Source organism: Streptomyces sp. NPDC020747, assembly GCF_044334695.1.
Lineage (GTDB): Bacteria > Actinomycetota > Actinomycetes > Streptomycetales > Streptomycetaceae > Streptomyces.
In genome coordinates, this window is the sequence record NZ_JBIRTJ010000015.1 from 174235 (window position 1) to 187506 (window position 13272).

Genomic DNA, 13272 nt, shown 5'->3' on the forward strand with positions numbered 1-13272 from the left:
ATTGACCCTTGCGGCACGTCCCCCGGAGGGTGGGAGCGGTACCTCGTACCAGCCGCCCCGCACCGTCTCACGCCGTGGGAGAACCGCCTTGGCCGACCGACTCGTCGTCCTGCACCGCGGCATCCTGCCGCACAACGCCGCCCGCGTCGAAAGCCTCGCGGACACGGTGTACGCCACCGAAGAGGAGCTGCCGCACCTCCTGCCCGGCGCCGACGCCCTGCTCTGCTGGCACTCGATCACCCCGGCGGTCGAGGCGGCCTGGCCCGCGGACCCGTCGAGCGCACCGAATTGGGTGCACGTGGCCGCCGCCGGCGTCGACTCACTGCTCTTCCCGGCCCTGGTCGACAACCCCCGGGTGCTGCTCACCAACTCGCGCGGCGTCTACGACCGGCCCATCGCCGAGTACGTACTCGGCCTGATCCTGGCCCTCGCCAAGGACTTCCCGGGCACCTGGGAACACCAGCGGCGCCGCGAATGGCGGCCCCGGGACAGCGAACGCATCGACGGCCGGACCGTCCTCGTGTGGGGCACGGGCCCCATCGGCCGTGCCGTGGCCCGCATGCTCCGCGCCGTCGGCATGCGGGTGAGCGCCGTAGGACGTACGGAGTGTGCGCAGGACCCCGACTTCGGCACGGTGCACGCCCTCTCCGGGCTGCGTCCCGCCCTCGCCGGGGCGGACTACGTCGTGCTCGCGGCTCCCCTCACGGCGGCCACCCGGGGCATGGTCGACGCGTCCGTGCTCGCGTCGATGAAGCCCGGCGCGCGGCTCGTGAACGTGGGCCGGGGCGGACTCGTCGACGAGGAGGCGCTCGTCCGGCACCTCACCGACGGCCGCCTGGCCGGAGCGGCCCTGGACGTCTTCGCCCACGAGCCCCTGGCCTCCTCCTCACCCCTGTGGGACCTGCCCGGCGTCATCGTCTCCCCGCACACGGCCGGCGAGGTCACGGGCTGGCGCGACGACCTCGCGGACCTCTTCCTCGACAACCTGACCCGCAGGACCGAGGGCAGGCAGCTGCGCAATGTGGTCGACAAGGCACACGGCTATGTACGGGAGGACCGGGTGGGGACGTCGCCGACGTGACCCGTTCTCGTGCCCCTGTACGTGTCGTCGGACCGGGTGGCGGACGGTGCGGCGGTGCGGTCGGCGGCAACAGGCAAGGCACCACACACGCACGGCCGCTGTCACCGCGGCCGCGCGTGTGTGGTGCCTCGGGTGGGCGTCAGTCGCGCTTCGGCGGCGTGTAGAAGTCGCCCTCGGACGTCCAGACCCCGTTCTTCACGACGACGCGCTGCACGCTGCGGGTGCCGAGATGGTTGGACGGGCTGAAGCTCATGACCGGCGACACGCCCGGATCCACCTTCGTCGCCTTCTGGTACGCCTTGTCGATGGCGTCGGACGTGACGGGCCCCTTGATGGTCTTCGCGATCTCCGCGAACACCTTCGCGTTGCTCCAGCCCCACAGCGCGAGGAATCCGGCAGTCTCGTCGGGCTCGTACTTGGCCATCGCGGTCCGGAACTCCTTCACCGCGGGATCGGGGTCGGAGGGCGCCTTGACCAGTTGCACGGCCTTGAGCCCCTCGGCCGCGTCCTTGGCCAGGGAGATCGTGGACTCGGCGGCGACGGGCGCGTAGGCGTACGTGGGCAGGGAGAGCCCCTGGAGCTTCGCCTCCTTCACGAACGCCGCGGCCTCGGGGGAGGTGAGGATCAGGATGACCGCCTGCGGCTTCTTCGCCTTCACCTTGCTGATCACGGGCGTGTAGTCGGTCGTCTGGAACTTGACCGTCAGCCGGTCCACCTCGACCGCGGGGTTCACCTTCTTCGCGACGGGCTCCACCTGCTTGGCGACATTGACGAACGCGGCCGGGTCGCTGTGCACGACGAGGATCTTCTTCGCCCCGTCCTTCGCCGCCCAGGCGGCGACCGCCGCGGCCTGGTCCTCGTACAGCGTCTGGGTGCCGAACAGACCGGGGCGCGGCGGGTCGTACCAGGACTCCGAGCCGCCGCCCTCGTTGACGATCGGCACCTTGGACTGCTGGAGGACGAACGGGAAGGCGGCCTCGGCCTGGGCGGTGCCGTTCGCGTTGACGATGGCCGCGACCTTGTCCTGGCCGACGAGCTGGCGTGCGATCTGCACGGTCTGCTGCGGGTCGAAGGCGTTGTCCTTGACGATCCAGCGGACCTTGCGGCCGTTGATCCCGCCCTTGGCGTTGAGCATCTTGAAGTACGCGTCGGCGCCCGCCTTCTGCGGCACTCCATATGCGGCGACGGCTCCGGTGAGGGGCATCCACGCACCGATGGTGATCTCTGAGGAATTACCGCCGGCTCCCGCGGAGTCCTGGCCCGCGCAGGCGTTGGCGGTCAGGGTGACTGCGGCCAGTGTGGCGACGGTCCCCGCGATACGGCGAAATCCATGGGTTCTCCGGAACACGATCCACCTCGTTTGCAACCTGAGTTCAATTCGGTTCAGTGGGCGCAGGCCGCCGTGACGGCGAACTGCGCCTGATCAGGCGGTGGTTGCGGCAGTCTGCCGCTCGCCGCTGAAGTACGCCGCCTCCGCGAGGGTCGCGAACGACGGATCGCCGGGCCGTCCCTGGGCGGCGATGACGCCCTCGTGCAGCACGACCACCTCATGGCACACGGACATGGCACGGCTGAGCAGTTGCTCCAGCAGTACGACCGTCAGTCCGTCGTGGGCCAGCCGGACCAGCCGGTCGTAGACCTCGTCGACCAGCGCGGGAGCCAGACCGAGCGCCGGTTCGTCGACGATCAGCACGTCCGGCCGCACGATCAGGGCCCGGGCGATGGCCAGCATCTGCTGCTCGCCACCGGACAGCCCGGCGGCGGACACCGACATCCGGTCCCGCAGCCGCGGCGGCAGCCACAGGGTGGTCTCCTCAAGACGCTCGCGCAGCGGCGCACCCGTGATGCCCGCCGCGTACGCCGCGACTTCGAGGTTCTCCTTGAGGGAGAGCGTCTTGAACAGGGCCCGCCCTTCGGGAGCCAGGCTGGTACGCACGGTTCCGCCGGTCCGCCGGTCGCCCCGGGAGGGTTTCAGCGAGCCGTGCAGGATCCCGGCGAGGGTGCTCTTGCCCGCGCCGTTGGCTCCGGCGATGCCCAGCACGACCCCCTCACTCACATCGAGGTCGATGTCGCGCAGGGCGACCACGCCGCCGTAGGTGTGGCCGATCCCGTCGAGCCGGATCACGCTGCGCTGCTCGCCGGTCCGTTCGGGCAACTGGGCCCGGCCGCCGACCGTGCCGAGATACGACGACCGCACCGCCGGATCGTCGAGCACCGTGTCCGGCGTGCCTTCGCCGATCGTGCGCCCGAAGTCGAACGCGAGCACCCGGTGGGCCACGGAGAACAGGTCGTCGAGGACGTGGTCGATGATCAGGACGGAGGTGCCGCTCTCGTGCAGACGCCTGATGTGCTGGGCCAGCAGCGCCCGTTCCCCCGCGTCGAGGCCGCCGAACGGCTCGTCGAGGACCAGCAGTTTCGGTTCCTCGGCGATCGCGCGGGCGAGGTCGAGACGCTTCTGCAGGCCGAACGGCAGCTCACCGGGCCGGCGGTCCGCCACGTCGGCGAGACCGACCGCCTCAAGCAGCTCAGCCGCGGCCACCCGGTCCCGGGGCCTGATCCGGCGCCGGGTGCACAACACGTTCTCGGCTACGGTCAGTTCGGAGAACACCTCCGCGTGTTGGAACGTACGGCCCATGCCGAGCCGCCGTCGCGCGGTCGACCTGGCCTTGAACAGCTGCGTACCGGCGAAGTCGGCGGTCCCGCTGACCCGGCCGCTCCCGGTGAGCCCCGAAAGGGCGTTCAACAGGGTTGTCTTTCCAGCCCCGTTGGGACCGATGACGGCCAGGACCTCGTCCTCCCGCAGCGACAGGGAGGCGTCCTCCAGCGCCTTGAGCCCGCCGTACGCGACCGACAGATGCTCCACCCGGAGCAGGACCGGCGCGTCCGCCCGGGTGGGTCGCATCGGCTGGAGTCCGCTCACGGTCTCCGGTGCGGGTCGCGCCGACGCGGGAGGCGGAGTCGGCCGCAGCTTCCGGAGCAGGGTCCGTGCGGGCCTGGCGAGGAACGGCACCACCCCGCCGGGAAGGAAGAGGAGCACCCCGACCAGGACGATGCCCTGCACGACCGGCTGGGGCAGTCCGACGGCGGACGACAGCGAAGGGTTCCAGGTCAGATAGATCCCGCCGGCGACCGCGCCGACGATCGTCCCCACGCCGCCGAGCACACACGCCGCGATCAGCGAGATGCCGAAGTTGAGCGAGAAGGGATCCGGGCTGACGAATCCGGTGATCAGCCCGAGCAGCACACCCGCGAAGCTCGTGGCCGCGGCGCTCGCCGCGAACGCCAGCGAGGACTGGGCCTCGGGCGCGATGCCGATCGTACGGGCCGCCAGAGGATGCGACTTGGCCGCCACCAGCCGCATCCGCAGCCCCGAGGCGGCGGCCGGCACGGCGATCGCGAGCACCACGGCGGCCGCTCCCACCGCGAGGTACTGGGGCTCGACGCCGCCGCCGGCCAGGGTGCCCAACCCGAGCGCGCTGTCCAGCTGGATCACCGGTATCCCCTGGTCACCGCCGGTCACACTGCTCCAGCGGTTGATCACCTCCAGTGCCACCATGGTGAAGGCGAGGGTCAGCAGGGCGATGTAGAGCGTCGAGAACCTGGCACCCGCGAAGCCCAGGAAGGCCCCGAGGACGGCGCCGGTCGTGACCGCGCCGAGGATCACGGCCTCCAGTGACCAGCCGTGACCGCTGCCGTACGCGGCGAAGTAGGCGCCGATGGCGAAGAACGCCGGGTGACCCACCGACCAGATGCCGGACCAGCCGGCCAGCAGACCGACCGACAGCACCACGATCGTGTACACGGCGGCGAGCGCCACCGAGTACATCTGGTAGGCCGGGATCGCGCCGGACGCCATGAAGGCCATGAGCACCGCGCCGGCGGCCGGCCCGAGTGCGGCCTTCGCGAGGAGGGAACGGTTGAAGACCATGGATACGACCCCTCAGACCCGTTGGAAGGTGCGGGTGCCGAAGATGCCCTGGGGGCGGATCAGCAGCACGAGAACAGTGAACGAGAAGACGAAGGTGTCCCGGAGGCTGGCGGAGGCGTAGTTCGCCGCGAGGTTGTCCAGCACACCGACCGTGAGCCCGCCGACGACAGCGCCGTACATGCTCGTCAGGCCGCCGAGGAAGATCCCGGCGAAGGCGCGGAACAGGGGTGCGACGAGGGCGGTCGGTACCAGCCCCGACCTCGGTGCGTACAGACACGCGGCGAGTGCGGCGAGGCCGAGGCCGAGTGCCCAGGCGATCCGGGCGAGGCGCTGGGCCCCGAGCCCGACGACGCGCGCGGTTTCCGCGTTCTCGGCCACCGCGCGCATCGCGGAGCCGAGCGTGGTGCGGGCGAAGAGGTAGCCCACGACCGCCATCGCCACCGCGGCGACGGCGATCGTCACCAGGCTCTGGACCGGCAGTGCCGCGCCCGACCAACTCACCGTGCCGTTGACCAGGTTGGGGAACGACTTCGGCTCGTCGCCCCAGACCGAGCTCGCGATGTTCTCGACCACCAGGGACACGCCCATCGTGACGACCAGCGCGGAGAACAACTGCCCCTGGCCCAGGGGCCTGATCACGGTCTCGCGCACCAACAGGCCCGCCACGACGGTGATGGTGACGGCCGCGACGATGCCGAGCACCGTCGCCACCCCCTGGTCCCGGAGCGAGATCGCGACGTACAGGCCCAGGGTCGCCAGGGACGCCATCGCGAAGTTCACGACGTCCGTGGCCCGATAGATGATGACGAGGCCGAGTCCCATGAGGCCGTACACGGCTCCGCTGGCCACGCCGCTGACCAGGACCAGCAGAAACTGACTCACGGTCCCTCCTTCTTCGAAGAGCTTCGAGAAGCGCGGGCGGCGTGTTCGCGCCACGTGCTCGAAAGCCGTGTTCGCGCCACTCGCCGCTTTAGTAAAGTGAACTCAATTCAGTAAGCTAGGCACTCCGGTGCCGGGCGGGCAAGACTCGTGCACGGGATTTGTCGGAGTGCGGGTGGTCTGGTGCCTGTCCGGCAAGATCCGCCGGACAGGCAGACAGGGCAGGACAGGCAGGCAAGCCCTAGCCCTGGCGCAGCGCGGTCCGTGCCGCCGCCAGGCCGAACACGAGCGCGGGGGCGAGGCCGCCCGCGTAGGCACGCCGGTAGAGCCCGCCCGCGTCCGCACCGGCCACGAGCAGGCCGGGCACGGGGTGCCGGCCGTCCGCCGACAGGGCGCGGGCCTCGGCGTCGATCAGCAGACCGCCGAAGGTGAACGTGATCGCGGGCGCGGCCTCGATCACGTAGAAGGGCGGCTCGTCGAGCGGTTGCCGGTCGAGCAGTCGCCCGGGGGCCGGCTCGCCGCCCCCGCCGACGGTGGCGTTGTACTCCTCGACCCGGTCACGGATCCTGGCGCCCGGGTAGCCCCACTCCTCGGGCATCCAGGCGAACTCCTCCAGGCTGTCGGCGACCGCGCTGCGGGCGCCCGCCCGATGGCAGAGCTGGAACTTGTCCACGCCGGGGATGCCCTCCACGTACGAGGCGGAGATCCATTCGCGGTGCACGCGCGCGTCGGCCACCAGCAGTCCACGGGCCTGCGGTCTTTCCAGCAGCGCCATGGTGGTCAGATGGTCCCCTACGGTCTCGTCGACGAACCGTTCGCCCGTGATGTCGAAGAGCAGGGCGTGCTCGCTGTAGTAGAGGGCGAGGTCCACGAATCGGGCGGGGTCGTCGAGGGAGACGCCCGCGGGCATCAGATGCCCGTAGAAACCGGCGTCCTTCTTGCCGAAGGCGGCGCCCGCCGCGAGACCGAGCGACAGCCCGTCGCCCCGGCTGTGCGGGTTGGCCCGCAGCTCGATGTCCGCGGCCTGGGGGTGTACGTGTTCCGTGCGCAGGCCCGGATCTCCCTGGAATCCGCCGGTCGCGAGCAGGGTCCAGGCGGCCTCGATCCTGCGGAGCGACCCGTCCGGCAGCACGCACTCCGCGCCCGTGACCGCGCCGTTCTCCGTCAGCAGGGTGCGTGTCGAGGTGGCGGTCAGTACCTCGCCGCCCCGGTCGCGGATCAACCGCTCGCACGTGTCGAGGTAGTGGTTCGTGTCGAGTTGATGCCCCCGGCCGAAGCCGAGGACGGGCACCGGCGGCCGGCAGTCCACGCCGAGCGACCGGATCCAGGCCACCGCGTCGGCGAACCCGTCCACCAGGGCCGCGGCGAGTTCCGCGTCGCCGTCCGGGTTGACGCGACGCAATTCGTCGAAGGTGGGGGTCGTCCATACGAAGCCGGCGAAGCGCGCGGAGCCGCCGGGGCGCTCCGCCTTCTCCACGAGAACCACGGAGCCGCCTTCCGCGGCCACCCGGGCGGCGGCCGAGAGCCCGGCCATTCCGCCGCCCACCACCAGCAGATCCACTGTTCCAACACCCATAGCGGGTCCCACCGCCTTGTCGTGTCATTGAGTGACCTGAACCCTAATTGAACTCACTTCTGTAGTCGAGAGGTGTGTCGGTACCAGCTTCGGCAGGACTGCTTTCGGCCGGGCGAGGCGGTCCGGATCAGTCGGGGACGAGTACCGTACGCCCCCGCGTGCGGCCGGAGCGCAGTCTGTCGATCGCCTCCGGCGCGCTCGACAGGGCGAACTCCTCCGTCTCCACCCTCACCGCGCCCTTGCGTGCCAGGGCGACGATCTCTTCGAGCTCCGGCCGCGTCCCCCAGAAGGGCAGCGAGATCCGTACCCCGGGAGGCAGTGCGCCGGGCTTGCGCACGGCGAGTTCCCCGCCGCCACTCCCGACGACGGCCAGCTCGCCGCCCGCCCGCAGGGCGCCGACCCCGAGCTCCAGGCTGGAGTGGCTGCCGACGAAGTCGAGCACGGCGTCCACGCCGACCCCGCCGACCCCGCCGGCCCGACGCCGGAGCACCGCCGCGGTGTCGGGCCTCAGCAGCGTGCCGAAGTGCGCGCCGCAGGCGTCGGCCAGCGACAGCGCTTCCTCGCGTACGTCCACGGCGAGGACCTGCGCCGACGTCGTGGCCCGCAGGATCTGGACCGCCAGATGCCCGAGCCCGCCGACTCCGATGACAGCCACGCTCGCACCGCCACCGCCACCGCCACCGCCACCGCCACCGCCACCGCCGTCGCCGTCGCCGTCGAGCGACAGCGTCGGCCGGATCCCGGCCACGGCGTGGTACGCGGTGAGCCCGGCGTCCGACAGAGGCGCGGCCTGCGAGGCGGGCAGATCGCCCACCGGAACCAGCAGCCGCCCGGACGGTACGAGCAGGAGGTCGGCCATGCCGCCGTCGCGCCCGAGCCCCACTCCCGTACCGGTCCGGGCCGCGTCGAGTTCCGTACGGCGGTCGCAGTAGTTCTCAGCGCCGGCCGCGCAGCGGCTGCACCGGCCGCAGCCCCAGGGGCCGTAGACGACCACGCGCTCGCCCACCGCCGGACCGGTGGCCCCGGGGCCACGCTCGGCCACGCGCCCGGCGACCTCGTGCCCGAGAGTGAACGGAGTTCGGTACGGCAGGACGCCGGGCCGGGCGTCCAGGACGTGGAGGTCGGAGCGGCAGACTCCCGCTGCCTCGACCCGGATCAGGACCTCATCTGCCCTGGGTGTCGGCCGTGCTAAGTCGGTCAGCACCGGTGGGCCGCCCCAGTGCGTCATCCGGACTGCTCTCATCCTGCCTGTTGACATGTGCGAAACGGTAGCAAAAATGAAGTCAGTTCAATAAGTGGGCGGAGGCGAGTGGATCCCATGAACGACGAAGACATGCCACACGGACGTTTCACAGGCAGAGCCGCGCTGGTCACCGGAGCCGGCTCCGGCATCGGCGCGGCGGTCGCCCGGCGACTCGCGGCGCAGGGTGCCGCGGTCTTCGCCGCGGACGTCGACGGCTCCGCGGCCGAGGCGGTCGCCAAGGAACTGTCCGGTGCGCGTCCGGTGGAGATGGACGTCTCCGACGCCGACCAGGTCGACCGCGCGATCGAAGAGGTCGTACGGGAACGCGGGCGCCTGGATGTCGTGGTGCACGCGGCCGGAGTCGACGACCCGCAAGCGAAGGAGTGGATCGCCGAGGCGCTGCTCGAACAACGGTCGCCCGAGGTCGTCACCCGGCTCGACGGTGCCGCGTGGCGGCGTGTCATGCGGGTCAACCTGGACGGCACCTTCCATGTGCTGCGCGCCGCGCTGCGGGTCATGGCGCCCCACCGGTCCGGGGCCATCGTCACCATTGGCTCCTCCTCGGCCTTCGACGCCCCGGTCGGTTATCCGCACTACGCGGCCTCGAAGGCCGGTGCGCACGCGTTGAGCCAGGCCGTCGCCAAGGAGGCGATCGCGTTCGGCGTCCGCGTCAACACGGTGGCGCCGGGGCCCACCGATACGGGGATGGCGGCGCGGACGCCTGCCGCGTTGCGGCAGGACCTGGCCGATCCTCGGGTCCGGCCGTACGCGACTGCGGACGAGATCGCCGATGTCGCGTTGTTCCTGGCGAGCGACGAGGCGGTCAATCTCGTCGGGGCCGTGCTGCTCGCCAACGGGGGGCGGTTCACGGTGTGAGGCGCCCGTGGGGGTTGTGGATCGCGTGATCGCCGCGGGTTGGTCGTGGCTGGTCGCGCCCACGCGGCGGAGTCGCCCGATGTCACAGCCTCGCGCCCCTGACGAGGCGCCCATGGAACCGGAGTTGTTCGATCTAGGGAGGCCTGGTGTGAACCGGCTCGATGTGGATCCGGCGGTGTTGCTGGAGACCGAGGAGCGGCGTCAACTGCGGGCGGTTCTGCGGGACTTGCTCGCCGAGACCTGTGGTTCCGAGGAAGTGCGCAAGCAGGTGGAGAGCCCGCGTGGATACGACCAGGTGCTATGGGCGCGGCTCTCCGGTGAGATCGGGGTGCATGGGCTTGCTCTGCCGGAGGAGTACGGAGGTGGGGGCTACACCTTCGCCGAACTCGCCGTGGCTCTGGAGGAGGTCGGGCGCGTGCTGTGTCCGGCGCCGCTGCTGTCGACCGTCGTGCTCGCGGGGCACGCCCTGCTGGGCAGCGGTGATCGGCGGGCCTGTGAGCGCTGGCTGCCCGGGATCGCCTCCGGCGCGGTCACGGCCACGGTCGCCGGGTTCGTGCAGGCCGCCGACGTGACGGCCGAGCGCGGGCCCGACGGCTGGGTGCTGCGCGGGGAGGCCGACTTCGTGCCCGACGGCGAGGGCGCCGATCTGCTGCTGGTGGTGGCCCGGGCGCCGGACGGGGAGCGGCTGTTCGTCTGTGAACCGGCGCCGCCGCACGGGACACACGGCTCGACCTGCGATCGCACGGCCCGGCGCGTCCTCGATCCCACCCGCCGCCAGGCGCTCGTCCGCTTCCGGGGAACGCCGGCCGAACCGGTCGGCGAACCCGGACAGGCGCCCGGAATCGTGGACGCCGTCCTGGACGCCGGGCGGGTGGCGCTCGCCGCCGAGCACGTCGGCGGCAGCGCGCATGCCCTGGACGCCATCTTGGAGTACGTCTCGCAACGAACTCAATTCGGCCGTGCCATCGGCTCGTTCCAGGCGGTCAAGCACCGACTGGCCGATCTGCTGGTCGAAGTGGAAGGGGCGCGGTCGGCATCGGCGTACGCGAGCTCCTGTCTGGCGGAGTGGACCCCGGACCTGCCGGTGGCCGCGAGCGCCGCGGCGGTGGCGTGCACCGGCGCGTACCGCCTCGCCACGACCGAATACGTGCAGCTCCACGGCGGTATCGGCTTCACCTGGGAACACCCGGCCCACCTGTACGTCCGCCGCGCGCGGGCCGACGAGGCGCTGTTCGGTACGGCCGACGACCACCGCCTGCGGTTGGCGGGGCTGCTCGGCCTCACCGGCGGTTCGGGCTGAGCGACGGTTCCCGATCCATTGACAGGGGCATCTACTGCCCGCAGAATCGTACTGAATTCAGTTCAGTTTGGAGGAACTCATGGCAGTCGAAGACGAGATCCAGTTCGAGCGGGACGGTCACGTCGCGCGGGTCTGGCTGAACCGGCCGCACAAGAAGAACTGCGTGACCGTGCCGATCCTCAACCGGCTAGACGAGATCATCACCGAGGTCGACGCCGACCCCGAGCTGCGCGTGCTGGTGCTGCGCGGGCGGGGCAACACCTTCTGCTCCGGGTTCGACCTGGACAGCCTCAAGGCCGACTTCATCGGCAGCTCCACCGCCATCGACGTCGCCGTGCTGTCGGCGAAGGTCTGCGACCGGCTCTACTCGATGAAGACGCCGTCGATCGCCGTCCTCGAAGGCCATGTCACCGCCGGCGGCTTCGAGTTGATGATCTCCTGCGACTTCGCGATCGCCGCGGACGACGCCCTGATCGGCGACTTCCACATCCGCCGCGCGCTGTTCGGCGGGGCCGGACCCATCTACCGGGTGCCGCGCATGATCGGCGTCCGCAAGACCAAGGAGCTGATGCTCACCGGCAAGCTGCTCACCGGTGTCGAGGCCGCGGAGTTCGGCCTCATCAATTCCTCGGCGCCGGCGGACAAGCTGGACGCCACGGTCGAGGAGTTCTCCGACCAGCTGGCCGACAAGAGCCCGTTCACCATGTGGATCACCAAGATGACCATCGACCGCAGCCTCGACGCCGACATCCAGTCGCTGATGGTCATGGAGCACCTCGCGGTCGGCGTGATGCTCAACTCCGAGGACGCGGCGGAGGGTGTGGCGGCCTTCCTGGAGAAGCGGGAACCGCAGTGGAAGGGACGCTGAGCACCATGACGGACCCCGGGAGCCGGCTGCGCGGCTCCCGGTGCGCCGGCTGCGCGGTGGCCGTCTACCCCGCCGACCCGTCGTGTCCGCGCTGCGGGGGACCGGCCGAGCAGGTCGCTCTCTCCGGTACGGGCACGCTGTGGACGTGGACCGTCCAGCGGTACGCGCCCAAGTCGCCGCCGTACGCCCAACCCGCCGCCGGATTCCAGCCGTTCGCCGTGGGATATGTCGAACTCCCGGAGGGCGTCCGGGTGTTGGCCGTGCTGGACATCCGGCCCGAGGACGTGGAGATCGGCATGCCGCTGAGCCTTTCGGCGGGCGACGGCGTGCCGAGGGCCGTGGGAGTCACCGCATGAGCGCCGAAGAGGTGCTGGTCTGCGGCGCCGGAATCACCTCCTTCGCCCGTACGGAGGATGACGGCAGGCAGCTCGCCGTGCGGGCCGTCCGATCCGCACTGGCCGACGCCGGACTGCCCTGGTCCCGGGTGCGGGCGGCCTTCGGCGGCAGCGACGCGGCAGGCAACGCCGACACACTCGTCAGCGAACTCGGCCTGACCGGCGTGCCGTTCATCAACGTCCGCAACGGCTGCGCCACCGGCGGCAGCGCCCTGGTGTCGGCCGTGGGCGCGATCCGCTCCGGGGCGGCGGACGTCGCCCTCGCCGTCGGCTTCGACAAACACCCGCGCGGCGCCTTCGACCCGCGGCCCGCCGACTGGGGGCTCGACGAGGCCTACGGACGCGACGGACTCATGGTCACCACCCAGTTCTTCGCCATGAAGATCCAGCGGTACATGCACGACCACGGCATCAGCGCCCGCACTCTCGCACTGGTCGCCGAGAAGGCGTACGCGAACGGGGTCCTCAACCCCCACGCGTGGCGCCGCAAGCCGATCGACGCGGCCGAGATCCTCGCGTCCGGCATGGTCAACGACCCGCTGACCCGGTTCATGTTCTGCTCGCCAGGACAGGGCGCGGTCGCCCTGATCCTGTGCAGCCGCGCGGTCGCCGACGAACTGGACGGCACCCCGGTCGCACTGCGGGCGGCGGTCGTACGGACCCGGCGGTTCGGCTCCTTCGAGGTGTTCAGCCCCTGGGCGCCGCCCGGGACGCCGACCAGCGTGAGCGCGGACGCCGCCCGACTGGCCTTCGAGGAGGCCGGGCTGGGCCCGGGCGACATCGACGTGTGCCAGCTCCAGGACACCGAGAGCGGTGCCGAGGTGATGCACATGGCCGAGTGCGGGTTCTGCGAACACGGCGAGCAGGAACGGCTGATCCCCTCCGGCGCCACCGCGATCGGCGGGGCGCTGCCGGTCAACACCGACGGCGGCTGTATCGCCAACGGCGAGCCCATCGGAGCCTCGGGACTCCGCCAGGTCCACGAGATCGTCCAGCAGTTGCGCGGCAGGGCGGGCGAACGGCAGGTGCCTGGCGAGCCGTCGACCGGCTTCACACACGTCTACGGGGCGCCGGGCGTCAGCGCCTGCACCGTGCTGACCCGTTGATCCCGGCACCTGATTCGCCG

The 13272-nt window shown here is 71.2% G+C and carries 11 protein-coding genes; 6 read left to right on the forward strand and 5 right to left on the reverse strand.

The window, feature by feature from the left end; genetic code table 11:
- The first annotated feature begins 88 nt into the window (after positions 1–88).
- Positions 89–1081 carry a D-2-hydroxyacid dehydrogenase gene (locus ACH4YP_RS34585; protein ID WP_361055763.1) on the forward strand — a complete coding sequence of 331 codons (993 nt, stop codon included), beginning with the start codon at positions 89–91 and terminating at the stop codon, positions 1079–1081.
- 139 nt (positions 1082–1220) lie between these two features.
- On the opposite strand, the gene ACH4YP_RS34590 is transcribed toward ACH4YP_RS34585, so the two are convergent.
- The 5 genes from ACH4YP_RS34590 to ACH4YP_RS34610 all read right to left on the reverse strand — a co-directional run bounded on the left by ACH4YP_RS34590 (position 1221) and on the right by ACH4YP_RS34610 (position 8707).
- Positions 1221–2429 carry an ABC transporter substrate-binding protein gene (locus ACH4YP_RS34590; RefSeq protein ID WP_398494791.1) on the reverse strand — a complete coding sequence of 403 codons (1209 nt, stop codon included), beginning with the start codon at positions 2427–2429 and terminating at the stop codon, positions 1221–1223.
- Positions 2430–2504: 75 nt separating this feature from the next.
- A complete protein-coding gene (locus ACH4YP_RS34595; RefSeq protein WP_398494793.1) occupies positions 2505–5009 on the reverse strand; it encodes an ATP-binding cassette domain-containing protein in 2505 nt (834 codons plus the stop codon).
- Between the two features lie 12 nt (positions 5010–5021).
- Positions 5022–5891 carry a branched-chain amino acid ABC transporter permease gene (locus ACH4YP_RS34600; RefSeq protein ID WP_398494795.1) on the reverse strand — a complete coding sequence of 290 codons (870 nt, stop codon included), beginning with the start codon at positions 5889–5891 and terminating at the stop codon, positions 5022–5024.
- A gap of 238 nt (positions 5892–6129) precedes the next feature.
- On the reverse strand, positions 6130–7464 hold the full coding sequence (locus ACH4YP_RS34605; RefSeq protein WP_398494797.1) for an FAD-dependent oxidoreductase: 1335 nt from the start codon (positions 7462–7464) through the stop codon (positions 6130–6132).
- 127 nt (positions 7465–7591) lie between these two features.
- Complete coding sequence (locus ACH4YP_RS34610) at positions 7592–8707, reverse strand: NAD(P)-dependent alcohol dehydrogenase (RefSeq protein ID WP_398494910.1); 1116 nt, start codon at positions 8705–8707, stop codon at positions 7592–7594.
- 75 nt (positions 8708–8782) lie between these two features.
- Here ACH4YP_RS34610 and ACH4YP_RS34615 point away from each other — a divergent pair, with 75 nt between their 5' ends.
- The 5 genes from ACH4YP_RS34615 (at position 8783) to ACH4YP_RS34635 (ending at position 13252) form a co-directional block, all read left to right on the forward strand.
- Positions 8783–9583, forward strand: coding sequence for an SDR family NAD(P)-dependent oxidoreductase (locus tag ACH4YP_RS34615; RefSeq protein WP_398494799.1), 801 nt, complete (start codon positions 8783–8785; stop codon positions 9581–9583).
- A 148-nt stretch (positions 9584–9731) separates the two neighbouring features.
- Positions 9732–10883, forward strand: coding sequence for an acyl-CoA dehydrogenase family protein (locus tag ACH4YP_RS34620; RefSeq protein WP_398494801.1), 1152 nt, complete (start codon positions 9732–9734; stop codon positions 10881–10883).
- A gap of 79 nt (positions 10884–10962) precedes the next feature.
- Positions 10963–11751, forward strand: a complete 789-nt coding sequence (locus tag ACH4YP_RS34625; RefSeq protein WP_361066891.1) for an enoyl-CoA hydratase/isomerase family protein — start codon at positions 10963–10965, stop codon at positions 11749–11751.
- A gap of 5 nt (positions 11752–11756) precedes the next feature.
- The gene (locus ACH4YP_RS34630; protein WP_398494803.1) at positions 11757–12107 is read left to right on the forward strand and encodes a Zn-ribbon domain-containing OB-fold protein; all 351 of its coding nucleotides are present in this window, start codon (positions 11757–11759) and stop codon (positions 12105–12107) included.
- Positions 12104–13252, forward strand: a complete 1149-nt coding sequence (locus tag ACH4YP_RS34635; protein WP_398494804.1) for a thiolase family protein — start codon at positions 12104–12106, stop codon at positions 13250–13252. Before ACH4YP_RS34630 ends, ACH4YP_RS34635 begins: the two co-directional genes overlap by 4 nt.
- Positions 13253–13272: the final 20 nt, after the last annotated feature.